The organism is uncultured Psychrobacter sp. (assembly GCF_947495825.1).
GTDB lineage: Bacteria > Pseudomonadota > Gammaproteobacteria > Pseudomonadales > Moraxellaceae > Psychrobacter.
In genome coordinates this window covers 180,802-203,162 of record NZ_CANMAH010000005.1, presented here as the reverse complement: position 1 = coordinate 203,162, position 22,361 = coordinate 180,802, and the positions used below count along the sequence as shown (strand labels likewise).

At 44.7% G+C, this 22,361-nt stretch carries 22 protein-coding genes; 10 read left to right on the top strand and 12 right to left on the bottom strand.

Annotated elements, in window-relative coordinates; genetic code table 11:
- The first annotated feature begins 135 nt into the window (after nt 1–135).
- Together gorA and Q0895_RS07630 are read left to right on the top strand one after the other, a co-directional pair.
- Entirely contained in the window at nt 136–1,491 is a 1,356-nt protein-coding gene (gene gorA, locus Q0895_RS07635) for a glutathione-disulfide reductase (RefSeq protein ID WP_299187259.1), read from the top strand.
- Between the two features lie 198 nt (nt 1,492–1,689).
- Nucleotides 1,690–1,851 carry a hypothetical protein gene (locus Q0895_RS07630; RefSeq protein ID WP_299187256.1) on the top strand — a complete coding sequence of 54 codons (162 nt, stop codon included), beginning with the start codon at nt 1,690–1,692 and terminating at the stop codon, nt 1,849–1,851.
- Nucleotides 1,852–1,854: 3 nt separating this feature from the next.
- On the opposite strand, the gene Q0895_RS07625 is transcribed toward Q0895_RS07630, so the two are convergent.
- Nucleotides 1,855–2,496, bottom strand: a complete 642-nt coding sequence (locus Q0895_RS07625) for a GNAT family N-acetyltransferase (RefSeq protein WP_299187254.1) — start codon at nt 2,494–2,496, stop codon at nt 1,855–1,857.
- A gap of 91 nt (nt 2,497–2,587) precedes the next feature.
- Nucleotides 2,588–4,225, bottom strand: a complete 1,638-nt coding sequence (locus Q0895_RS07620; RefSeq protein WP_299187250.1) for an FAD-dependent oxidoreductase — start codon at nt 4,223–4,225, stop codon at nt 2,588–2,590.
- Between the two features lie 374 nt (nt 4,226–4,599).
- Between Q0895_RS07620 and Q0895_RS07615 the strand changes: the two genes are divergently transcribed.
- A complete protein-coding gene (locus Q0895_RS07615; RefSeq protein WP_299187247.1) occupies nt 4,600–5,859 on the top strand; it encodes a tRNA pseudouridine(13) synthase TruD in 1,260 nt (419 codons plus the stop codon).
- A 40-nt stretch (nt 5,860–5,899) separates the two neighbouring features.
- Here the strand turns inward: Q0895_RS07615 and Q0895_RS07610 are convergent, their stop codons facing one another.
- Both Q0895_RS07610 and Q0895_RS07605 read right to left on the bottom strand, forming a co-directional pair.
- The gene (locus Q0895_RS07610; RefSeq protein WP_299187245.1) at nt 5,900–7,396 is read right to left on the bottom strand and encodes a GGDEF domain-containing protein; all 1,497 of its coding nucleotides are present in this window, start codon (nt 7,394–7,396) and stop codon (nt 5,900–5,902) included.
- A 383-nt stretch (nt 7,397–7,779) separates the two neighbouring features.
- Complete coding sequence (locus tag Q0895_RS07605) at nt 7,780–8,664, bottom strand: PHP domain-containing protein (protein WP_299187243.1); 885 nt, start codon at nt 8,662–8,664, stop codon at nt 7,780–7,782.
- 190 nt (nt 8,665–8,854) lie between these two features.
- Here Q0895_RS07605 and Q0895_RS07600 point away from each other — a divergent pair, with 190 nt between their 5' ends.
- The 6 genes from Q0895_RS07600 (at nt 8,855) to Q0895_RS07575 (ending at nt 13,730) form a co-directional block, all read left to right on the top strand.
- Complete coding sequence (locus Q0895_RS07600; RefSeq protein ID WP_299187241.1) at nt 8,855–9,406, top strand: septation protein IspZ; 552 nt, start codon at nt 8,855–8,857, stop codon at nt 9,404–9,406.
- Nucleotides 9,407–9,560: 154 nt separating this feature from the next.
- Nucleotides 9,561–9,890 carry a YciI family protein gene (locus Q0895_RS07595; protein WP_299187238.1) on the top strand — a complete coding sequence of 110 codons (330 nt, stop codon included), beginning with the start codon at nt 9,561–9,563 and terminating at the stop codon, nt 9,888–9,890.
- Nucleotides 9,887–10,330 carry a hypothetical protein gene (locus tag Q0895_RS07590; RefSeq protein WP_299187237.1) on the top strand — a complete coding sequence of 148 codons (444 nt, stop codon included), beginning with the start codon at nt 9,887–9,889 and terminating at the stop codon, nt 10,328–10,330. The genes Q0895_RS07595 and Q0895_RS07590 overlap by 4 nt, the downstream gene beginning before the upstream one ends.
- A 41-nt stretch (nt 10,331–10,371) precedes the next feature.
- Entirely contained in the window at nt 10,372–12,459 is a 2,088-nt protein-coding gene (gene mnmC, locus Q0895_RS07585) for an FAD-dependent 5-carboxymethylaminomethyl-2-thiouridine(34) oxidoreductase MnmC (RefSeq protein ID WP_299187235.1), read from the top strand.
- 103 nt (nt 12,460–12,562) lie between these two features.
- Nucleotides 12,563–13,000 carry a secondary thiamine-phosphate synthase enzyme YjbQ gene (locus Q0895_RS07580; protein WP_299187233.1) on the top strand — a complete coding sequence of 146 codons (438 nt, stop codon included), beginning with the start codon at nt 12,563–12,565 and terminating at the stop codon, nt 12,998–13,000.
- A 76-nt stretch (nt 13,001–13,076) separates the two neighbouring features.
- Nucleotides 13,077–13,730 (top strand): hypothetical protein, encoded by a 654-nt coding sequence (locus Q0895_RS07575; protein ID WP_299187231.1) that lies wholly within the window; start codon nt 13,077–13,079, stop codon nt 13,728–13,730.
- A 138-nt stretch (nt 13,731–13,868) separates the two neighbouring features.
- On the opposite strand, the gene Q0895_RS07570 is transcribed toward Q0895_RS07575, so the two are convergent.
- The 7 genes from Q0895_RS07570 to ffh form a co-directional block, all read right to left on the bottom strand.
- Complete coding sequence (locus tag Q0895_RS07570) at nt 13,869–14,537, bottom strand: DUF4112 domain-containing protein (RefSeq protein WP_299187229.1); 669 nt, start codon at nt 14,535–14,537, stop codon at nt 13,869–13,871.
- Nucleotides 14,530–15,447 carry a 4-hydroxybenzoate octaprenyltransferase gene (gene ubiA / locus Q0895_RS07565; RefSeq protein ID WP_299187367.1) on the bottom strand — a complete coding sequence of 306 codons (918 nt, stop codon included), beginning with the start codon at nt 15,445–15,447 and terminating at the stop codon, nt 14,530–14,532. The genes Q0895_RS07570 and ubiA overlap by 8 nt, the downstream gene beginning before the upstream one ends.
- Nucleotides 15,448–15,498: 51 nt before the next feature.
- On the bottom strand, nt 15,499–15,735 hold the full coding sequence (locus Q0895_RS07560) for a hypothetical protein (protein WP_299187227.1): 237 nt from the start codon (nt 15,733–15,735) through the stop codon (nt 15,499–15,501).
- Nucleotides 15,736–15,785: 50 nt separating this feature from the next.
- Nucleotides 15,786–16,679 (bottom strand): class I SAM-dependent methyltransferase, encoded by an 894-nt coding sequence (locus tag Q0895_RS07555; RefSeq protein WP_299187224.1) that lies wholly within the window; start codon nt 16,677–16,679, stop codon nt 15,786–15,788.
- Nucleotides 16,680–16,730: 51 nt separating this feature from the next.
- Nucleotides 16,731–17,573 (bottom strand): undecaprenyl-diphosphate phosphatase, encoded by an 843-nt coding sequence (locus Q0895_RS07550; protein ID WP_299187221.1) that lies wholly within the window; start codon nt 17,571–17,573, stop codon nt 16,731–16,733.
- An 83-nt stretch (nt 17,574–17,656) separates the two neighbouring features.
- Nucleotides 17,657–18,358, bottom strand: coding sequence for a tRNA (adenosine(37)-N6)-threonylcarbamoyltransferase complex dimerization subunit type 1 TsaB (gene tsaB, locus Q0895_RS07545; RefSeq protein ID WP_299187218.1), 702 nt, complete (start codon nt 18,356–18,358; stop codon nt 17,657–17,659).
- Nucleotides 18,359–18,688: 330 nt separating this feature from the next.
- Nucleotides 18,689–20,233: a signal recognition particle protein gene (gene ffh / locus Q0895_RS07540; RefSeq protein WP_299187216.1), complete on the bottom strand. Its 1,545-nt coding sequence runs from the start codon at nt 20,231–20,233 to the stop codon at nt 18,689–18,691.
- A gap of 354 nt (nt 20,234–20,587) precedes the next feature.
- Between ffh and ccsA the strand changes: the two genes are divergently transcribed.
- The gene (gene ccsA / locus Q0895_RS07535) at nt 20,588–21,379 is read left to right on the top strand and encodes a cytochrome c biogenesis protein CcsA (protein ID WP_299187214.1); all 792 of its coding nucleotides are present in this window, start codon (nt 20,588–20,590) and stop codon (nt 21,377–21,379) included.
- A 13-nt stretch (nt 21,380–21,392) separates the two neighbouring features.
- Here the strand turns inward: ccsA and purU are convergent, their stop codons facing one another.
- A complete protein-coding gene (gene purU, locus Q0895_RS07530; protein WP_299187364.1) occupies nt 21,393–22,247 on the bottom strand; it encodes a formyltetrahydrofolate deformylase in 855 nt (284 codons plus the stop codon).
- Nucleotides 22,248–22,361: the final 114 nt, after the last annotated feature.

The window sequence follows — 22,361 nt, the reverse complement described above, 5'->3', positions numbered from 1 at the left end:
TATTTTTGTTTAAATACTTTTACAAACTGATGCTAGCTGGCACACCCTTATGATAAAAAACTTGTAAGATTGATTATCCATACCCATTACAATAGAGTTCAAAACTGTACCGAAACTTAATAAAGAGACATAACAATGACAAAGCATTATGATTATATCGCCATTGGCGGCGGTAGCGGTGGTATTGCCTCGATCAACCGCGCAGCAAGCTACGGCAAAAAATGCGCCATTATCGAAGCGGAGCAACTCGGTGGCACGTGCGTCAACTGGGGCTGCGTGCCCAAAAAGGTGATGTGGTACGGCGCGCAAGTGGCCGAAGCGATTGAGAAGTATGCGCCAGATTATGGCTTTGATGTGGAATTAAAAAACTTTGACTTTCAAAAACTGGTACAAAGCCGCCAGCAGTATATCCAAAACATTCACCGCGCTTATGACAACAATCTGGCCAAAAACGGCGTGGAAGTGATTAAAGGCTTTGCTAAATTTGTCGATACCAATACGGTTGAGGTCAATGGCGAGCATATCACTGCCGATCATATCTTAATCGCGACGGGTGGTCACCCTATTAAGCCTAATATCAAAGGCGCAGAGCACGGTATCGATTCTGATGGCTTTTTTAAATTGACTCATTTGCCAAAAAGGGTCGCTATCGCGGGTGCAGGATATATCGCTGTTGAAATCGCAGGCGTGCTCAACAGCCTCGGCGCTGAGGTGCATTTATATGTCCGTCAGCATTCACCGCTGCGCTCGTTTGATCATACTATCGTCGAGGCACTACTGATAGAGATGGAGCAAGACGGTATTCATTTGCATACCAACACCACACTGACGGAAGTCAATAAAAAGGAAGATGGCTGTTTAGAGTTATGTACCAAAGATGGCACGCTTGATACGGTCGATTGCCTGATTTGGGCGATTGGGCGCGCGCCTTCAACCGACAACATCAACCTGCAAGTGACAGGCGTAGAAACCACCGAGTTTGGCAAAATCAAAGTCGATAAGTTCCAAAATACCAATGTCGATGGTATTTACGCGGTCGGTGATATTATCGAAAATAGCATCGACTTGACACCAGTAGCCATTGCCGCTGGCAGGCGTTTGTCTGAGCGCTTATTTAACGACAAGACCGATGAGCATCTGGTTTATGATTTGATACCGACGGTTATCTTTACTCACCCTGCGATTGGGACGATTGGCTTATCTGAGATCGATGCGGTCAACCAATTTGGCAAAGACAATATCAAGTGCTACACCTCAACCTTTACCTCGATGTATAGCGCGGTGACGCAGCATCGTCAAAAATGCGTGATGAAGCTGGTGTGCCTAGGTGATGACGAAAAAATCATTGGCCTACATGGCATCGGTTACGGTGTCGATGAGATGCTGCAAGGGTTTGCAGTGGCAGTTAAGATGGGCGCGACTAAGGCTGACTTTGATAATACCGTTGCCATCCATCCAACGGGTGCAGAAGAGTTTGTGACCATGCGCTAGACAGACAGAGTTAGAAGAAAGGCTATTTTTAACGAAATGGCCTTTTTTATTGTCTATTTTTACTTTAGTGTAAAACCACATACAGACAGCCCAAGCACGATACTGCTATGATGCCAATAACATAAATAGTTGCGAGATGGTTTTATAATGGTGACGTGGCAGGTATATCTGTATATTTTACCCATAGGTGTTGGGATTATGACATTAGCAGGCAGCTTACTATGCTTATTTGCTTTTCTAATGTCTGATGATAATGCCACACGCTTACCCGCTTTTAACTGGTTTAAGCGCTTGATCATCGTGGCATTTATCTTGCTCAGCGTTGGCTTATTTATGACCTTTGGACATTTTTGGGGTTAGGGTTTACGTACTCACCACTTTTTCTAATTCCAATAACTCTAAATCTTGACGCTTTGGCTCGCCATTATTGCCGTCATCTGGAAACGGCATTTTATTACCATTTAATTGATAACCGCGGCGCTGATAATAGGCCAAGAGCTCAGGACGATGACTTAAGATAGACATGGTCAAACGACTTGGCTGGCCGTTATCTGCTAGATGCCGCGTAGCAAACGACTCTGCCGCTTGTAGTATCACATTGCCTACACCGCTCCCTTGCAGCTCTGGATGTACCGCAAACATACCGATGTACGCTTTATCCTTATCAGCGCTCGTATTTTGATCGTCTTTATTCGAGTCGGCATCGTCTTTTATATCGACGGCGATACAGCCAAGCAGCTCACCAGTTTCATTGCCATCGCGCGTGCCTGTTGTGGTTTTTGGATACACAAACAGATAGTGTTTTGGATTCTCGATGATGCTTGCCAGCTCAGCTTGAGTGATGCGAATGCCGCCAACTAAATCCGCTTCATTGGTCCAGCCTGCGGTTTCTCTATAGCAGCGATTTAATAGCTGTTCGAGTGCGCCAATATCATCCGCTTTGGCTTGCCGTAAAAACACAGCGTCCTTACTTTTATGGTTTTTATTTATAATCTCTTTATTCATACTCTGTGATATCCTTTTACTATTACGATATAAAAAGCTGACTTGAATAATCAAGCCAGCTTTAATAGTAAACCTTATTCGCCTGTAAATGCTAGCGCGATAACGCCTGCGCTTGTGTGATAATATCGAACCCTGCATTAATTTGTGCCCGCGTTGGTGCATGTCCACGACGCAGCAGCTCACTAAAAGCGACCAACTCTTTGTCCCGCCCAAGTGAGATGGCAGCGCTTGCACGAGAGTTTTCCTCTTCATCATCAAAGTAGTATTCGATACAGTCAAACTTGCTTGGCGTGCCAAATACAATACCATTGTCAGGAGTCGCTGCATGACCACTATAGCGCAGGCTATTACCGTACTGCGCCGACCAAAAGAACGGAATACGCTCTTCTAAAGCATTGACATTATCTTCACCCAAGATAGCCGCTGCCGCAACGATACCGTGCTGCAATGCTACCCGCCAATGCTCGATACGCATGCGCCCCATCTGATTGGGAGCTTTAGCAATATCGCCGAGTGCATACACTCCATCACGCAGCTGCAAACGCTCATCTACTTGCACGCCATCAGGATCGTTGACATCATCGATGATATCGGTACGCGGCGCTACGCCTGTACCTAATATAACCATATCGGCTGCAATCGTACTGCCATCAGACAACACTACCCCACTCACTTCACCATTATCACTATTGATAGCATCGACGCCTGCACCAAAGGCAAAGGTGACGCCTTTTTCTTTATGCAAATCAATCAAAGCATTACTGATGCTCTCTGATACGATATTACTCATAACCCGAGCACTACGCCCGATAATAGTGATAGAGGCGACGTTTCCTGCTTGCACCAGTGATGACGCCACTTCCATACCGATAAAGCCCGTACCTACGATGACGACATGTTTACCGCTACTGGCCGCTTTAATGGCTTTGGCATCATCTAAATTGCGCAAGGTATAAACGCCTTTGGCATCAGCGCCTTTAAATGGTGGTATTTTTGGCTGTGCCCCTGTCGCTACGACTAAAAAGTCTGCGGTTTGTCTTTCGTTCTCACCACTTTCGTTTTCAATGACGATCGTACGCTCATTAGGCTGGATTTCACTAACTGTTTGGTTTAAACGTAGCTTAATATTATTTCTATCAGCCCAATTCGAACCACCAAAAAACAGTTTATCTTCGTCTATTTGTCCGGCCATAAATGCTTTGGATAATAATGGGCGATTATAAGGTGCATTATCGTCAGCGCTAACAATGGTAATGTTGCCGCCATAACCGGTGTGGCGTAGCTGATGAGCAGTCATAAAACCCGCACCGCCGCCGCCTACGATAATAGTATGTGTATCGGTCAGCTTATCATTCTCTACTCGTTTATCTATCTTCGCTGATGTATTGACAGTCAAGCTATCGCCTTCATCTGTCAGCTCATACTGGGTCAGCCCGCGCATAGCAACTGGCTCTAACAGCCTCCCATCACGGCTATCAAAAGTGCCATGATGCCATGGGCAGACCACTCGATTACCATAGCGCATGCCATCACCTAAATCTGCACCAACGTGAGGACATTTGCCATCGAAAGCAAAAAACTCATCCTCATCACGGGTAATTAAAATGATACTATCGTCATCTTGTTTGTAGGATTTCATACCGCCATTTGGGATATCAGATTTATTAATGGTTACTAGATTTTTGGTGGCGATTTTATTATCGTCTTGGTTACTATTGACTTGGCTCATAGGTTATCCTTAACAGTTAACATTGCGTCCTAAATAAAACGTGTGAAGATAGTCGATATACTTTAAAAACACAGGGTTCGTGCAAACTACCATGCATTACTGAGATGAATTTTATGAAGCCTCTGTCTACTAGCTGCAGCAAGTGAGAAAATTTGTACCAGTCACGCATCATAGTGTCATCTATCCATTTTATTTAGTATCAACTATACATTTAAAAAAACAGATATATTGATAGTAGCAATAACACTTAGCGCACGCTGTTTATTTGTATGTTCGCTGCGTTGCAAAACGTAATTCCCTAATCCTTACTAGCCTTTAACAAATAGCTCTACCCTTTCAAGCTAAAACTCATAATCAAAATACAAGACGACTTTATGACTTCTCAAGAAAACCGGAACGAAATAACAGATAAATCTATTTCTCAACCTAACTTAAACCGTCAGCCCTCTACTAACGAGCTGGCTGTTACAAATGATGATATTGCACACATCGATATCAAAGCCGTAACAGATACCGCACAGCTCCCGCAGCCAGTACCGCCGCCTATCAAACAAGCGACTTACAAGTCCTATAACACAGATTTTGTTGTCAACGAACTCTTGCCACTCGACTTCACTGGCGAAGGCGAGCATCTATGGCTACATATTGAAAAATCAGGGATAAATACGGCGTATTTGGCAAAATTGCTATCAGAATGGGCAGAGATTCCGTTGCGTGATGTCGGTTATTCGGGCCTCAAAGACCGTCACGCACTGACGACGCAGTGGTTTAGCCTGCGAATACCCAAAAAGCTGCTGCCTGCGACTGAGTTTGCGCCAACAGATATCGGTGACAACGAGTCGGTCACTATCATTGCCCAGCATTGGCACAATAAAAAATTAGGTCGCGGCACGCATAGGGCCAATCAGTTTATTATCACCTTACGTAATATTGAATTAGAAGGTAGCGATAAGGCATCAGTAGATCAGCATTTGCAAAATATCAGCGTAAGCGGTGTGCCCAATTACTTTGGCCCGCAGCGCTTTGGATGGCATGGTAACAATATCACAGAGGCTTTGAGACTGTTTGCCCGTCCAGCACCTGCCTTTAAACCTCAGACAAAAAAGAGTAAACGTAAACGCGTACCACGCGAGCAAAACGCGATGGAGCTATCTGCCGCGCGCAGCTTACTATTTAATGAGATATTGGCAGCCAGAGTCCGCGCAGGCAACTGGAATACCGGACTTGCCGGTGAAGTGTTTAATTTAGATGGTTCAGGTTCGATATTTGCCAGTGAAGAGATAGACGAGTCGCTGTGTGCGCGTGTTGCCAGTGGTGATATTCATCCAACTGGTGTGCTTTGGGGCGTGGGTAATGGCAAAGTCAGCGGCATAGCAGCTCAGCTTGAAAATGATGTGATACAAAATAATCCACTGCTGACGCAGCTAGCAGCAGGCTTAGAGCAGCGCGATGTCAAAGCCCAAAGACGCGCGCTGCGATTACCAATTGAGGCGCTAAGCTGGGAGTGGCAGGAGGAACAAAATAGTGATAAGCAAACGCTGGTATTAAACTTTACTTTGACGACTGGCAGCTTTGCGACCAGTGTATTGGCAAGCTTGGTACAACAGCTAAACATCTCATCGCCGAGTGTATAACGATTAGCTGCTTTTTTTGAGCCATACTGATCATAACCAATCAAGTACCTGTTTTTTGGCTACTGTTTTTTCGGCTACTATATAGTGGCTTAATATTGTCTTTTGCTACTATCATATCGTTGGCACTGACGACTTGATTACGACCGCGATCTTTGGCTTCATACAATGCTTTGTCTGCGATTCTAATCAAACGCTGACAAATATCACTAGGCAACTGGGCGCGTCGCAGCTCTGATGCTGTTATAGATGCGCGATTGCTCTTACGTGACTTAATCGCTGGCAACTTCGTTAATGATGACGTGGTCATCGTCTCTTTCAATTTTATAGCCGTATATCTTTGTTTGATACATGCTCGCTCCGTATGAGTCAGTGTATAAAGCCCTAGACTCGCCGTTACACTAAAGCTTAAGCTATGATCTATTTGAAACACATGAGCCGCAATATCGCAACGCAGCTGTTCTGCAATAGCCATCGCCAGATCATGGGTTATATCAGGTAAGACGATTAAAAACTCTTCACCACCGTAACGGCTGACAATATCTGTCTCAGTGAGCTTATCTGTTAAGGTATTTGCAACTTCTTTTAATACATGATCACCGACATCATGACCATAATTATCGTTAATGTCTTTAAACAGATCTAAATCGAGTAAGATTACGGTATAATCTTGATTTTTGGTGAGTTTGGCTAGCGTTTGGCGCATTTTAGTTAGGCCATAGCGGCGATTTTTTAGACCTGTCAGCTCATCATGATTGGCATGTTGTACGATTTGTTTTTTGCTATTATCCAAAATCAACAACAGCGTACTAAAAATATATACCATAAAAATGGCTTTGGGCAATGCCAAATACATATGCGTTGCACGCCAGAAGAATACTGAAGAGCGCCGAATCTCGTTTATACTATCCCAGCTAAGCGTACCATCTTGAAAAATAGTGGCTTCTATCGCGTTTTCGATACTCGTCATCTCGCTATAGGTCTGATAATTATAGGTACCAAGCGGTAACGAGGTAATATTTAATTGACGCATGCTGGGTAAAGTGACCCCCAAATAAGGCAAAATTGCCATCAATACAATCAAATAAACTTGAAACAAGAACGCATACCAAATGTAACGACGGCGTACTAGCATCATCGCAAGCATCGTACCGCCGACGAGCGATACTCCTGAAACCAAGCTGCTATGACCCATGACCAAAACGATGACTGCAATGTATAAACCATACACACAGATGAGTACGATTTGCCAATTATGCAGACGCTTATAATCGTCTCTGATACGAGATAAGTGACCTACCATCCACCAAAAGAATATCCCTATGAGCGTTATGATAATCCATATTGGATATAAGAGAGCCATATCCACATAACTATCTAACGCATCTTGTCGTAACCAGACAAATAGAAACCATAGCCAATGCATGATGATTTCCATCACAATGAATATGGCTAACAATGACGCTCTATCCGCAGCTTGCCACTCAAAAATCATTTGAGAAAGTTTTTTGTAGCCTGCTCGGTATATCGATGTAACCATATACGCGTTACCACGTGCATATTTATTCATTCTGTCACCAAGACCAATCCAAACAACATGGTTTGTGAATAGGTGCTAACAGACTGATAGATGAGTTTAAAGCAATAAAGGCCTTATGCCTTGATTACTACTACATTGGTACTGAACTTAGGATATGGTAGATGACGATACTTATTAGATTAGACCTTAAATGGTTGATATACAGTGTAATTTTAAATAAGCCGTCAATTGACGCAGCACTATACTCGTTTTCGTGAACGTAATTCTTACCTGTATAATTCTAGTATGTTTATTATTGATTTTGGCAACTTTCAAATCATTTGGCAATATGATTGTTATCAATGGTCTCTATATATGACATATGGTTAATAATTGCTCAATAATCAATGTCTGGTATTTTGAAAAAGTTGCCAAACGCCTTGTTGTTCAGTTGATAATTCTGGCACATCTCCAATACGGCGCCATGGCATATTGCTACCATGAAAGTCACTACCAATTGAGGTAGCAAGTCCATGTTCAGCGATACTACGATCGACCATCCGGCGGGTGCTAATCGGCTCACTGGTCGCTGGCAACTCACAAGCATCACCGCCCAGCGCTGCAAACTCGGCGATGAGCTTACGTACACGCGTCGCTGAAAGCTGATAACGCGTTGGATGCGCAAGCACAGCCTTACCGCCGCAAGCATGTATCAGCTCAATACCTTCAGCCATACTCAAAGCATCGATCGCCACATAAGCAGGTTTGTTGTCAGCCAGATATTTATCAAAGGCTTTTTGCACGGTTTTGACATCACCGCGCTCAAACAACACCTGACCAATATGCGCACGTCCTACTCCTTGTGGGTTACCACCTGCTTTATCGAGTATCGCTTGCCATAGCTCGTCATAGTCGATACCTAATAGCTCGCTTAGCTTTTTAGTAATTCGCTGACCACGAGTAGCGCGGCTATCTTGCAACTGCTGCAGCGTTGCGTGCATTTTATCTAAATCGGTAAAATCAAGCCCGACAATGTGAATGATCTTATTGGTCGATTTATTTTTGCCATAGCCGCCACTGAGCGTATGCTCACAGCTGATTTCAACACCATTGATAAGTGTCATTCCGTATGTTGTGGCTGTCGCTCTAGCTTCATCAATGCCTAGTAGCGTATCGTGGTCAGTCAATGCCAGTACATCAACACCAGCAGCATGAGCACGCTGCACGACATCTGCTGGTGCATACGTGCCGTCTGAACAGGTACTGTGGCAATGTAAGTCGATTTTCATAAGGTTGGCCTTAGATTTTATTACGAATATATAGGATTATAAAGAATAGATAGTAGCTCAATAGAAAACGTTAATGAGATTCTCTAACACTTACCCTTATTATCAGTATGTTTGTGATGTTGATTGCTTTTTTTTGCTGCAGTAGACGTGTAAACTACTCACTACGTTTTTGTTGGACATCCCATTTGTTATGAAAGCTTTACTAGACTTCATTCCTTTGATTGCTTTTTTTGTCACTGCTCGTCAAAGTGGTATTTTGGCAGCAGCAGGTGCTTTACTTATTGCAACCATCGTCGTTTATGCAATTCATTTTGTGCGCCAAAAAGGCAAATTTGATAAACAGCAATGGGTTGTATTGATACTAACTATTTTGTTTTGCGGCGGCACACTACTTTTGCGTGATGACATCTATCTGCGCTGGAAATCACCGATTATCAACGGTATCTTTGCGTTAACACTGATTGTCAGTGCCGCGATTAATAAACCCTTGATGCAGCTTGCCATGAAAGATGTCTTTTCGCTCACGATGAGCGGCTGGAAAAAGCTAACCATCGCTTGGGGGCTATTTTTTGCCTTTATGGGCTTTTTACATTATATCACGGCATTTACGATGTCTGATGAAGCATGGATCAACTTTAAAACCTATGGCTGGATTCCGATTATGTTGGTGTTTGTCATTGCTCAGTTTGCAGTCTTAAAAAAGCATTTAAATCCAGCTTTAACTGATAAGTCTGCAAAATAAAGAAGCATAGCTATATTTTATGTACTTACATATGAGTATGATAAATGACGCTTATTTTGCTATTTGCCATTTTGTAATAGATATTGAGCGGTTATTAAGTTGGCATTATTATAATTTATAACTTTTTATTCCTACTACTAATAAAGGAAGAATCATGTCCTTATTTGCTATTATCGGTCACGACGTTGCCAATAGCAGTGCACAACGTAAAATCACTCGTCCTGAACATGTCGAACGCTTGCAAGCCTTAGACCGTGCAAACCGCCTTATCATCGCAGGCCCAACACCTATCGAGCATGGCCTGGAGGCGATGTCAGGTAGCTTAATCATCGCTGACTTTGAGTCTTTGGAAGACGCGCAAGCATGGGCAAACGATGAGCCTTACTTACGAGATGGTGTATACAGTCATGTGGATATCAGACCCTTTATCCATACCTTGCCAAAAGCAGTTGATAGCATCTTAAATAAAGTAGCGAAGTCGTGAATCAGCGTAAATTGTCATTAAAAACTTGCTGCTATCAATATAGCTTAGCTAGTGTGTTTCTAGCCATCGCTATGTCAGTGCAGGCAGCGCCATCGGTTACAAATACTGATACGGTAGCGATGTCGACTGCCACCAATCAAAACACCTCTGTTCAGTCAACGCCAAATCAACCAGCGGCTAACCAAACATTGCCAGCTAGCAATACTCTAGCCGCACAGATTCAGCCATCAAGCCAAGCACTATCTGCGGCCAATCAGCAACTACTTAGCCGTAATGCGCAATTGCAGCGGCAAGTGAATGACTTACAGACGCAAGTGAATGTTTTGGTTTATGAGAGCAAAGGACAGCTGTTTTTATACGGTGCGTTTACCGTCTTGATTAGCCTGCTTGTTGGTATTTTTATCTCGTGGCTTGTGTTTGTTCGCCGTGAGCGCTGGTAGCTTTATTTATCGTCTTTTTGCTTTGTCGAATGTGATCGTCTATGTCTAACCCCGCCTCCAAAAATAATAGCGCCGCTGCGACGCTTGCGCGGCACTCTACCGATCCCAGTACCTCTGCATCCGCTATCACTCCTGCCAAAATCGACTGGCAGATGGATGATACGGGTAATAAAGTGCCGGTATCTGGTGAATTTGGTGATGTGTATTTTTCGCATGCCGACGGTCTCGCAGAGTCGCGTTATGTGTTTTTGGCACACAATCAACTGGCTGAGCGCTTGACTAATCTTGCGCCAAATCAGTGTTTTAGCATCGCAGAGTTGGGGCTTGGCACAGGGCTTAATCTTTTGGCAACGTGGCAGCTCTGGCGTGCGCTGCGTGAAATGCATCCGCACTTAGCAACAGCGAAGCTGCATTTTATTACCACAGAAAAGCACCCGATACCGCTCACGGATATCACTCAAATCTTAGCCTTATGGGCACAGCGTGCGCCTGAGCTGTCTGCGCTGATTGAGCAGTTTTTGGCCGCCTATCCACCACTCATCGCAGGCTGTCATCGTTTGCGTTTTTTTGATGACAACTTAACGGTCGATATATGGTTGGGCGATGCTGCGGATAGCTTAACCAAATTGGCATTAGACACGTCTCTACGGTCCGTGCCCTATATCGATGCATGGTATTTGGACGGCTTTGCCCCTTCTTGCAATAGTACATTGTGGGCTGAAAACATCTTTGCACAAATTCAGCGTCTCTCCCGCTCTGGCACGACCGCTGCCACTTATAGCTGCGCCGGTATCGTCAAACGCGCGCTAAAAGACTGCGGCTTTGAGATCAAAAAAGTCAAAGGCTTTGGTCGTAAGCGCGAAATGCTAACGGCTATCGTACCTATGCCTACTGACCTAGCAGACGATAATAGCAACGCTCACGACCATGCTAATAATCGAGCTGCTGATAGCACCCATACTGTAATTATTGGCGCTGGCGTCTCTGGTCTGCTAACAGCATGGTCACTTGCCAATCGCGGTATCAAGGTTACCTTGACAGACAAATCAGCACCTCTAGCAGGAGCATCGGGCAATCCTCGCGCCCTACTCGCGCCTAAAATGACCCCGATTCATCATGTCGACGAGCATTTGCATAGCATCGGTTATCTCTATAGCAGCCGTCTATATCAAACGCTTAATGACAAGGCCACGCAGCAGCAGCTAGCACCAGTACTTGAGCCAACAGGCGCACTAGATTTGCTGATAAAAGCCAATATTGGCACCGAGCAAATTGCAGACTATCCGGACGAGATGGCCACCACTTTATCGCTGCCGCAGGCTCAAAGCATCAGCGGACTAACCGCGCAAGATTTAACAGAAAACTTATATTTACCGCAGTCTGGCTTGGTCAATCCGCATGCCTTAAAAGACATCATACTGTCGCACCCGCTCATTCAATTTCAGCAAATAGACGTTTACGATATTAGCGAGACGGCGCAAACCGCTACGATTAAAGGTAATGATCAGGCAAACAACACCGTCTCTCTTGATGCCGATAACGTGGTGATTTGCGCCGCATTTGAGAGTCATAAGCTAGATCGACGCATTTTTGATTGCCGTAAGATTCGCGGTCAGCTCTCTTGGTTTACGCCGACCACCGCCGAGCTTACAAACTTACCGAAAGTACCACTCAAATACAGCGGTTACTGTGCCCCCTTTACCGCGCACGCTGGCGATAACGAGTTAAATGATGTGGTAGAAGGTGCAACGCATTTATTGTTAGGCGCAAGCTTTGTGCGTAATGACACAGGCACCGATATTCGTGATGAAGAGCATCAGATTAGCCGCGAAAAGCTCGTCACTGCTATTCCTGAGTTAGCAGCAGTGATTCCAACAGATACCAGTCTATGGCATGGACGCGCAGGCATTCGCACGCAAACGCCTGACTATCACCCAATGGTTGGGCTATTGGTAGATAGTAAGCGGCTTTGGACAATGAGTGCAATGGGCGCAAAAGGCTATGCATTAGCCCCCATATGTGCTGAGGCCTTGGCAGATATGATGCTTGGCTCGTTTGCACCGTTGTCGGCAGCGATGCTCGCACGCCTATCGCCTAATCGTACACGCTTGCAAACGCCGCTTACTTAAAGCCCAAACCTAGTTTCAGCTTTGTTATGACTGAGCTTTTCACGCTCATGGCTATCTTGTATTATGAATCTATAAAGTTGATTCCAATGACAAGAGGTATGCAATGCCCTATCACCAAACCACGCTTACCCTACCCGCCTATGCGCGCGGCATTCATATCATAACGCCAATGATTGAAGATGCACTTGATAAGCTAATACCTAACTCATCTAAAGCAGGCCTAGTCCACCTATTTTTACAGCATACCTCAGCCAGTCTCGCTATCAACGAAAATGCTGATCCAGATGTCAGACTAGATACTGAAGATTGGCTCAATAAAATAGCACCAGCCGACCAGCCTGAATATCGCCATACGCTAGAAGGCTCAGACGACTTGCCCGCCCATTTTAAAAGTATAATGCTTGGGGTCAGCTTAACCGTTCCACTTATCAATGGCACATTAGGGCTTGGTATGTGGCAAGGTATATATTTATGCGAGCATCGAGACAACCTTGATAAACATGGCGGACAGCGAAAGCTAGTTATTACCGTAAGCACCTAGTAATAGGTTGCCATTGAACAGCAGATTACTGCTTACTATGTTCAAATAACCCATCTTAATGGATAATAAACTCATTATGAAAGCCCCTACTTTAGCTTCATTAAAAACCAAGTCCTACTTACGTGTTTTTCCCGTCATTTTGTTTAGTGTACTGATACTAACTGCTTGCCAAAAGTCGCCAGAACCTGAAGCAGTTCATGAATCACAAGCAAAAACACCCGTTCAAACGACACCTGTTAATGATAATAGTGGTACTGATGCATCTATAGACGCTAATCAAATAGACGGCGCTCAAATAGATAATTCTCAAAACCTGGCTAACTCCATCACAGATTCAGAGAACGATATTAGCTTAAACGAACTTGAAGACGATATCAAAACGGTAGAAATAGCACTAAATACAGCAGCCGCGACTCCCAATCCCAAGCAAGCCATTAAAGGCGCGCAGATCACCGACGTGCGTTATAAAAGCGCAGCTGGCGAGTCATTATCCGTCACTTTTGAGACCTCCGCTGCAGGCGTACTCAATGCCATTGTCACTTTGCCCAATAATTCAACGATGACCCTAAGCGCACCAGAAGGCCAAGGCAATAACCCAACGTATCGCTCAAGCGATAGTGATGTCCAATTGGTCAGTCATGCAGGTGGCGGCAGTATCGACCTGATTAAAAACGATAAAGTCAAAAGCTTTGATGCCATCAGCGCTGATGCTGAAGTCGTCACTGAATAAATTATCAACTGGTAATTTATTAACTGAGCAACTTATTAAAAAACAAACAGCTTAAGCCTCTTAAAAATAATATTTTAAGCAATAAAAAAGGCGGCAAACGATAATCACGTTTGCCGCCTCTTTCATGACTGCTTATTTTTAGCCAAAACCCGTTGTCTTGCCAAATACCTCGACCAGCCAACTAATAAGCGCCCACAGCCCCCACGCGATCATCGCGATGACGATAAGGCCGATGATGTCTGGGATATGCAGATACACCCAAGCCACAATAGGATTACGCCAAAAGCGACTTTGCTGCTGCTTGTCTTCTAATGATTGATGTAAAAACGGCCGATCCATATGCATGGTTTCGGTGATGCCATACTCATCATGTAGATGCTCATGCACGATGCCCAAGGTTTTGCGGCTGGGACGTATAAAGATATCCAGCAATGTGCCGATACCAGGGACGATGCCTACCACCATATCGATCAATGCCAGTTTCACTGCAGGCGTCATCTTATGTGCCGGTACGCCTAGCTGACGACCTAATATAAAGGCATAGCTGGTCAACGCCAGCCCCGCCAAATCCCCTGCCAGCGGAATGGTTGAAAGCGCGGCATCAGCGCCCATGCCTTGCTTGGTAAATGGCACACGCACCAATGAGTCCATGGTGTTGGCAAATTTGGCCAGTTTACGCTCGGTGGCGATGACCTGCGCGCGCGTCAGTCCATGTTCAGCAAGCTTGGCTTGATAATCGACGCTTGGACCATTGGGATTGGCCCGCTTTCTCGCTTTTGACTTTGATAGCTTCTTAAATTTATCCATTAAAAGTCGTCCATAAACACGCAATTGCGATAAGTGCAAAAACATAGCGCCCGACCCAGATATTGGCCAAAAACGCCTGAAAGCAAGACATTGCACGACGCGTGGCACAGGCGCTGTTCTGCTTAGCAAACATCATCGCGACCAACGCTAGTCCAAATACTGGCGTTATGCCAAACGACGTCGGCGCAAAGTAGTGCCACATCACCACGCCCATAATGAGCAAAAATAGCATCTGTAGTAGCGAGATGATAACGACATCATAGCGGCCAAATAATATCGCCGTTGATTTAACCCCAATCTTTAGATCGTCCTCACGGTCAGCCATGGCATACTGGGTATCGTAAGCTACCGTCCAGCACATATAAGCGATAAACAACAGCCAACACCAAATGTCAGGTGCACCTTGTATCGCGACATAAGCCATCGGTATCGCCCAGCCAAATGCTGCAGCTAAAAACACTTGCGGCAAATAAGTGTAGCGCTTCATAAAGGGATAAATAAAGGCTAATATGACTGCCCCTAACGACCAATAAAACACTGCAATAGGTAAGAAAAACAATAAACTGGCACTGAGTAATACTAGTATCAAAAAAGCTGCGATGGCTTCTTTGGCAGACAAGCGACCATCTGCTAATGGGCGGCCTTTGGTACGACTGACATGACCGTCGACCTTCCGATCGGCAAAGTCATTGATCGCACAGCCTGCTGCTCGCATAAAAATCGCGCCGAGTGCAAATAATACAAATACCTTTAGGCTAGGCAGACCTGCCGTTGCCCCTTGCTGCTGCGCATGGCCCATAGCAGCCAGCATCACGCCCCAAAGTGTGGGCCAAAGTAGCAGCTCTATACCGACTGGCTTATCAAAACGGGTCAATTGCATATAAGCGTGCAGTTTGTCTTTTAGGCTCATCTCAGCTGATTTATACATCAATCTTACTCAATTCTTATAATAATCATTTTTTTATAACTGATTCCATAGTTTTTTTGCCTCAACTAAAGATAGTTCAGGATATTTTTTGCGTAAGGCTTTCATAGCAGCCATATCGCCTTTGGCAGCATGTTGACGCAAATAAGCTAAATAAGTTTTTGTACCTGTCTGCTCACGCAGTCGTGCCTTTAATTGCAGTAGCTCTGTACGCAGCGCGATGTTATATAGCAGTAAACTTGCACCCATTACCCAAATCATAAGCGTTGACATACTAAACCCTCAATAAAACCAATCAAATAATATAAGCTATAATCGCTGTATTAAAAATAACCATCAAAGCGCACTGCTTCGTTATGCCAACTCTCATTGGGCGGTTGATTGGCAAGCGCTGGGGCAAGCTGTGGACGCTTTACCACCACGCGGCCTTGTTTGTCACTATTTTGCCTGACGATAGCTTGCGCATGTTGTAGCATTTGGCGCTCTTCGTCCAGTGTCGGCGGGCTTGCTAACTGGTGCAGCGCTTGCATATGCTTGCCAACTTTAGCACCTTTGCCAGTCTTGCTGTCTTGGTAGCTGTCTTCTGGAAACATCGGATCTAGATAGACCACATCGACGGCTTTAGTCTCATTTGTTATATCAGCTTGTAAGGTTGCAAAGTAGCTGAGCGCATCGGTGTTGATAATTTGCAGACGGCTCATCAGCTTTTGCCAATTGGGCTGTGCACTCATCCGCTGCTGCTCTACTAACAATAGCAATGCCATCAACGGCTGCTGCTCGAGCATGGTGAGTTGTGCACCCGTACTGGCTAATATCAAGCTGTCATGGCCAAAGCCTGCCGTGGCATCAATCACACGGCTGTCCGCTGTGACCTTCGCTGCTTGCAGCAATAGCTCAGACTTACGCCCAGCGCTTACCACGCGGCGCTGCAATTTGTCCCATTCTGGCGCCACGCTTAGGCCATCGCTCAGCCATGATAACTTGTCTTTTTGATCCAATACTAAAATGGGCAAAGTGAAGGTTTGGCTTAACTGCTGGCGACGTTTTTGAGTGAGCTTAACGCTCAATTGCTCAGTATTCAAGACAATGGGCAGCTGGTGCTGTACTATCAATGCTTGCAAGCGCTCAATCTGTGCTTGCTGGCTATCGCTGATATAAAACAGTTGACAGTAACTTTGCACATTAGGATTGTTAGCGGCTGGTCGCGACGCGCTCATGACTATTTCTCTCTATTTATTGCCTGTATAACCACAAATCATAGCGCACATTTAACCTGCCATTTGATAGCCAAATAGCCAAGACGCCAACAGTACGATGACTCCTGTGATAATACGTAGCCATGCAAAAATCGTAAAATCACGGCGACTGACCCATGCCACCAGCCAGCGTATACAAAGCAGCGCGACGATAAATGACACTACTGTGCCTACGCCCAATACCAGCCAGTCTTCACGACTGCTCAATACATCACCGTGTTTGAGCAAGTCTAATAATGCAGCACCCACGATGACAGGAATCCCCAAAAAGAATGAAAACTCAGCCGAAGCCTTGCGCGAGACCCCAAGCCAAAGCGCACCGATGATGGTTGCCCCTGAGCGAGAGGTTCCCGGAATGAGAGCCAAACACTGAAACAAACCTATCATTAGCGCTGTCTTTAGACTGACGTCTTCAGCCTCACGCGCAACGATCGTTTTCGGGCGTTTCTCGACATAAAAAATCAGCAGACCACCGATAATAAGCATGATGGCGACTGTGATCGGATTAAACAAATAGGTTTTAATCTCATCAGCAAAAGTAAAGCCTACGAGCATCACTGGAATGGTAGCGACAATCAGACTCAGCCCCAGCTGTCTTGGGTTACTCATGCCTTCTGCTTTGCCAGTCAGTAGACCCATAAAAGCTTGCCAGAGCCTACCCCAATAATCATAAATGACCGCTAAAATAGCTCCCAGTTGCACCACCACCACAAACAAATCGACTTTGTCTTTGGTCCAAAAACTCATCAAATCGGCAGATAAGATTAAATAACCCGTGCTAGAAATGGGTAAAAACTCAGTGATACCTTCAACGATACCCATGATGACAGCTTGAATTAATAAAATGATATCCACGATGGTGTTCCTAGATCCAGATTTACAGGTAACTGAGTATAAATGTTTGAGAGGTTGTTATCGTTTGTAGCGACTAGCAGCGTTTAGGCCTTACCTTGCTCTTTTAGGGTTTTCCATGCTTGATTGCGCAGATATTTAGGCAGCGCATGTGCCGCATCGGTACCACCAGCACTTATAAATTGAGCGATACCCAGCTGACCAATCACTGTTGCGTCTGGCCAGACATCGTCATGGCATATTTGTCCATCATACAGTTTTAATAGCGGCGCACCGTTACCGACGATAGCAAGATTAAGCGCAGTTTGGCTGTCATAATCTAACAGTTGCTCGGTGCTATCGCTATCATTAGCCAATACGGGCTGCATGACGTTACGACCCGACTGGTCGTCAACCACTAATTCATACTGGCCAAAATACACTTGCTGCATACGCGCATCAAGAGCACTATAAACTTCTGTCACACCATACTGTTGGTACGCACACTGAGCAATGGCCTGCAAACTAGACACGCCGACACAAGGCAAGTCGTGCGCCACTGATAGCGCTTGTACCACTGCGGTATTAATCCGAATACCACTAAATGCGCCAGGGCCACGGTTAAAGATAAGTGCTTGTATGTCAGCAAGGTTGAGATTTACCTCAGACAACGCTGCATCAATCATAGGCAAGATTTGCTGAGTCTGCTGACGCTTACCCGTCTCGGTATGGTTCGACAGCACTTGCCCTCTCGCATCTAAAACGGCGATCGAACACTGATCAAACACGGTATCCATTGCTAAAAACATCGTAACCTCGGCTTATACTTTTGGCACTATAGTCAGTCCGCTGTAAACATTATAGCGTCTCGTCTGTAGTACTACCTACACACTCGGTTGCTTTATAACACTTTAAACTTATACTACTTTTAAACTGAAACGACTATATAAAAAAACCCCAATAAAATTGCGCCTATAATAGCATTTAGGATAAGTGATTTTATGACTTTCTACGTTTTTCATACTTTAATTATTAGAAAATATTTGCTCATAATTTTCACAAAAAAACCCAAAACTGCTTTAGCTTTGGGTTTTCATTAAAAAGAAAACTTACAATAACAGAAACTTGTTACTGGACTATTAAAACCGCGTCTTAAACTTTTTAGGGGCTTGATCCTGCAACTCTTGCATCTGTTTTTGCATCTCTTCGGTGCTAGGCATGTTGTTGGGATCAAGTCCCATTTGCTTCGCCATCTGTTGCGGGCTCACATCTTTAGGGCCGCCCTGCTGACCACCACCAAATAGAGGACCACCGCCTCCAGCTCCGGCGCCACCGCCCATCAAGCCTTGCATCGACTTCATCATTTTACTGATACCTTCAGGCTTTGAGATCATTTTCATCATTTTTGCCATTTGCTTATGCTGCTTTAGCAAACGGTTGACGTCTTGAATCTCACGGCCAGAACCCGCAGCAATACGGCGCTTACGGCTTGGATTGATCTTATCTGGATTTTTACGCTCAAATGGGGTCATAGAATTAATCAACGCTTCCATTTCACGCACTTTTTCTTCAGGCTTAGCGTCCTCGACTGCTTTTTGCATGTCAGAGCCGCCCATACCAGGCATTTTATCGAGGAAGCCTGACATACCGCCCATGTTTTTCATTTGCTGAAACTGAGTTAATAGATCCTCAAGGTCGAAATCACCGCCCTTTTGCATCTTTTTCGCCATTTTTTCGGCTTTATCACGGTCGATCTTTTGCTCGACCTCTTCAACCAGACTTAGTACATCACCCATACCGAGGATACGCTGGGCGATACGCTCAGGATGGAACAACTCTAAAGCGTCTAGCTTTTCACCGCGACCCAAAAACTTAATCGGCTTACCTGTGATCGCCCGTACAGACAATGCAGCACCGCCGCGTGCATCACCGTCGGTCTTGGTGAGGACAACACCAGTTAATGGCAACGCATCGTTAAAGGCTTTGGCAGTATTGGCTGCATCTTGACCCGTCATCGCATCGACGACAAACAGCGTCTCAGATGGATTAACCGCTGCCGTTAGTGCCTTGATCTCATCCATCATGGTGTCATCAATGTGTAAGCGACCCGCAGTATCGATAATCAAAATGTCTTGATATTGGATTTTGGCTTCTTCGATGGCACGGCGGGCAATATCGATAGGATTTTCATCGACACTTGAATTGACAAATTTAGCATTCACTTGACCAGCCACTTGCTCAAGCTGTTTGATTGCTGCTGGACGATAGACGTCAGCTGAGACCAGCATGACTTTTTTCTTTTGGCGCTCTTGTAGATATTTGGCCAACTTACCAGCGGTGGTGGTTTTACCCGCACCTTGTAGACCTGCTAATAGGTACACAACCGGCGGTTTGCCTGTCATCTCAAGCTGTTGGTTGGCACTGCCCATCATCTCGGTCAGCTCATCATGGACGATTTTGACAAAGGCTTGTCCTGGCGCCAGCTCTTTTAGCACCTCAGCACCCAGCGCCTGCTCTTTGACACGTTTGACAAAGTCGCGCGTGACAGGTAGCGCCACATCAGCTTCTAAGAGCGCCATACGCACTTCGCGCAGCGTGTCTTTGATATTGTCTTCAGTCAGTTGTCCAGACCCTACGATATTACGTAGGCTTGACGACAGACGTTCTGTTAAGGTATCAAACATAAATAACTCTCAATTAAACAGTTAAAATATTTTTATCAAAAGGCTTCTTATTAAAATATATGCAGTCAAAAAGCACTTTATTAAAGATGGACTAAATAAAATAGTTTGGAATATTACTCGCTTGTTTTATATGCAAGTTATCCAAAAACAACTACTTATCAATACTATCGCGTAATTGATGCCTTAGCATCTGTAGATTTGGCAACTACTGTCTTAGTAGCTATAAAGAATAATAGAGATGATTCTCAATTAGCCTTCATTTTATGATAAATTGGACGATTATTCTAATAATACCACTTTAGCGTTAAATTGAGCGGCGATTTTGTGCTCATTATGGGATGAGGCTTTTTACCAGTGCACCTTGCGTTTATCATTGCCAGTATGGCTTATATATTGGTCAGTATCCATATCAGTTGGGCGCTGACAAAGAGTCACCCTATTCATAAAGGTTTAAGCCTTGGTTTATTAATCGTTGGTATGCTTGCCCATGCCGCGCTATTGTATCCATATGTCGTTACGTTATATGGATTAAATTTTAACCTATTTAATATAATCAGTCTCATCAGTCTGTTTTTCTTATTCTTTTACGTACTGTTTTGCTTATATCGTCCTATTCTTAGTCTTGGAATTCTAGCCGCACCGACAGCGCTTATTGGCATGACGATAGGTTATGTTGGCCGCGCCCCGTATCAGCCCTTGACTGATGTGAGTATTGGACTTGAAGCCCATATTTTATTATCACTTGCCGCCTATTGTGTACTGCTGATGGCTGCTCTACAAGCGCTATTTTTGCGTTTGCAGATTCGTGAGCTGAAACATCACACCATTCATCGTTTTTGGGTGAACAAACTACCTCCCTTACAAAGTATGGAAAGCCTATTATTTGATATGATACTGGTAGGTTTTATTATACTAAGCATCGCCTTAGGCATTGGCTTTATTTACGTACAAGATTTAATGGCGCAGCACATTGCACATAAAACAGTCTTTAGCTTGCTGTCGTGGTTACTATTTGGCGTACTATTGATAGGTCATTGGCGTGCAGGTTGGCGTGGCAAACGAGCAGCCAACATTACCTTTTATGCCTTTATCTTGTTAGCAGTAGGCTTTGTTGGTAGCAAGTTTGTCCTAGAATTGGTGTTATAGAATATGGGCTTTTTTAATTAAAGACCACTGTTTTATTACCCGTCACTATAACTCGGTTTTGTACATGCCAGTTCACTGCCCGAGCCAATACATTGCGCTCGATATCGCGGCCAATAGCACGTAGCTCTATTACACTTTGACGATGAGTCACGCGGTGCACATCTTGCTCGATAATCGGCCCTTGATCAAGATCAGCAGTGACATAATGCGCCGTCGCACCAATAAGCTTGACGCCTTTATCATAGGCCTGACGATAAGGGTCTGCGCCGACAAAGGCAGGCAAAAATGAGTGATGAATATTAATAATTTGCATCGGCCAGCGATCAATAAAGTCAGACGATAATATCTGCATATAACGCGCCAATACTAATAAATCATTGCCTGCCATGAGCGTATGAATCTGTTCTTCCGCTTCTACCTTATTATCTTTAGTCACTGGCACATGATGAAAAGGTATACCGAAGTTTTCGACCGCTTGACGTAAGTCTGGATGGTTGCTGACAACGCAACTAATATCGCAATCGAGCAAGCCGCGCTGATGCCGCCATAGCAAATCTAATAATGCATGATCAAACTTTGACACCAAGATGCCAACTTTGGTTTTGACCGAGTTGTTATGCAGCCGCCACTCCATATTGTGGCGCTTGGCAACCGTATGAGCAAAGCTGGCCTCAAAGTTATCAATGATCTCACTTAAGCCTGCTAACGCAAACTCCAAACGCATAAAGTACTGCCCGCCCTCATGCGCGGTCGAATACTGATCTAAGGTAATGATGTTCGCGCCATAGCGATGGATAAACTCGGATACTGCCTGCACAATGCCTGCTTGGTCGCGGCACTTAATCAATAGCGTGGCTGTATCAATCATATGAAGAGGAAGTGAAGCACTAGATATGGCTTGCGATAAAGCATGTGTTGAAGTCGTCGTTATAGTATCTGACATAGTGCGCTTAACCTAAAATAAAATGTTTGCTGCCTGAGT

Coding starts and splice junctions, on each gene's coding strand:
- Q0895_RS07600 (WP_299187241.1), top strand. CDS start 8,855: ATGAAAGCTTTACTAGACTTCATTCCTTTGATTGCTTTTTTTGTCACT.
- tsaB (WP_299187218.1), bottom strand. CDS start 18,358: ATGTTTTTAGCAATGGATACCGTGTTTGATCAGTGTTCGATCGCCGTT.
- Q0895_RS07555 (WP_299187224.1), bottom strand. CDS start 16,679: ATGAGCGCGTCGCGACCAGCCGCTAACAATCCTAATGTGCAAAGTTAC.
- Q0895_RS07630 (WP_299187256.1), top strand. CDS start 1,690: ATGACATTAGCAGGCAGCTTACTATGCTTATTTGCTTTTCTAATGTCT.
- Q0895_RS07580 (WP_299187233.1), top strand. CDS start 12,563: ATGCCCTATCACCAAACCACGCTTACCCTACCCGCCTATGCGCGCGGC.
- mnmC (WP_299187235.1), top strand. CDS start 10,372: ATGTCTAACCCCGCCTCCAAAAATAATAGCGCCGCTGCGACGCTTGCG.
- Q0895_RS07620 (WP_299187250.1), bottom strand. CDS start 4,225: ATGAGCCAAGTCAATAGTAACCAAGACGATAATAAAATCGCCACCAAA.
- Q0895_RS07575 (WP_299187231.1), top strand. CDS start 13,077: ATGAAAGCCCCTACTTTAGCTTCATTAAAAACCAAGTCCTACTTACGT.
- Q0895_RS07615 (WP_299187247.1), top strand. CDS start 4,600: ATGACTTCTCAAGAAAACCGGAACGAAATAACAGATAAATCTATTTCT.
- Q0895_RS07625 (WP_299187254.1), bottom strand. CDS start 2,496: ATGAATAAAGAGATTATAAATAAAAACCATAAAAGTAAGGACGCTGTG.
- Q0895_RS07570 (WP_299187229.1), bottom strand. CDS start 14,537: ATGGATAAATTTAAGAAGCTATCAAAGTCAAAAGCGAGAAAGCGGGCC.
- gorA (WP_299187259.1), top strand. CDS start 136: ATGACAAAGCATTATGATTATATCGCCATTGGCGGCGGTAGCGGTGGT.
- purU (WP_299187364.1), bottom strand. CDS start 22,247: ATGATTGATACAGCCACGCTATTGATTAAGTGCCGCGACCAAGCAGGC.
- Q0895_RS07560 (WP_299187227.1), bottom strand. CDS start 15,735: ATGTCAACGCTTATGATTTGGGTAATGGGTGCAAGTTTACTGCTATAT.
- Q0895_RS07610 (WP_299187245.1), bottom strand. CDS start 7,396: ATGGTTACATCGATATACCGAGCAGGCTACAAAAAACTTTCTCAAATG.
- ffh (WP_299187216.1), bottom strand. CDS start 20,233: ATGTTTGATACCTTAACAGAACGTCTGTCGTCAAGCCTACGTAATATC.
- ubiA (WP_299187367.1), bottom strand. CDS start 15,447: ATGAGCCTAAAAGACAAACTGCACGCTTATATGCAATTGACCCGTTTT.
- Q0895_RS07595 (WP_299187238.1), top strand. CDS start 9,561: ATGTCCTTATTTGCTATTATCGGTCACGACGTTGCCAATAGCAGTGCA.
- Q0895_RS07605 (WP_299187243.1), bottom strand. CDS start 8,664: ATGAAAATCGACTTACATTGCCACAGTACCTGTTCAGACGGCACGTAT.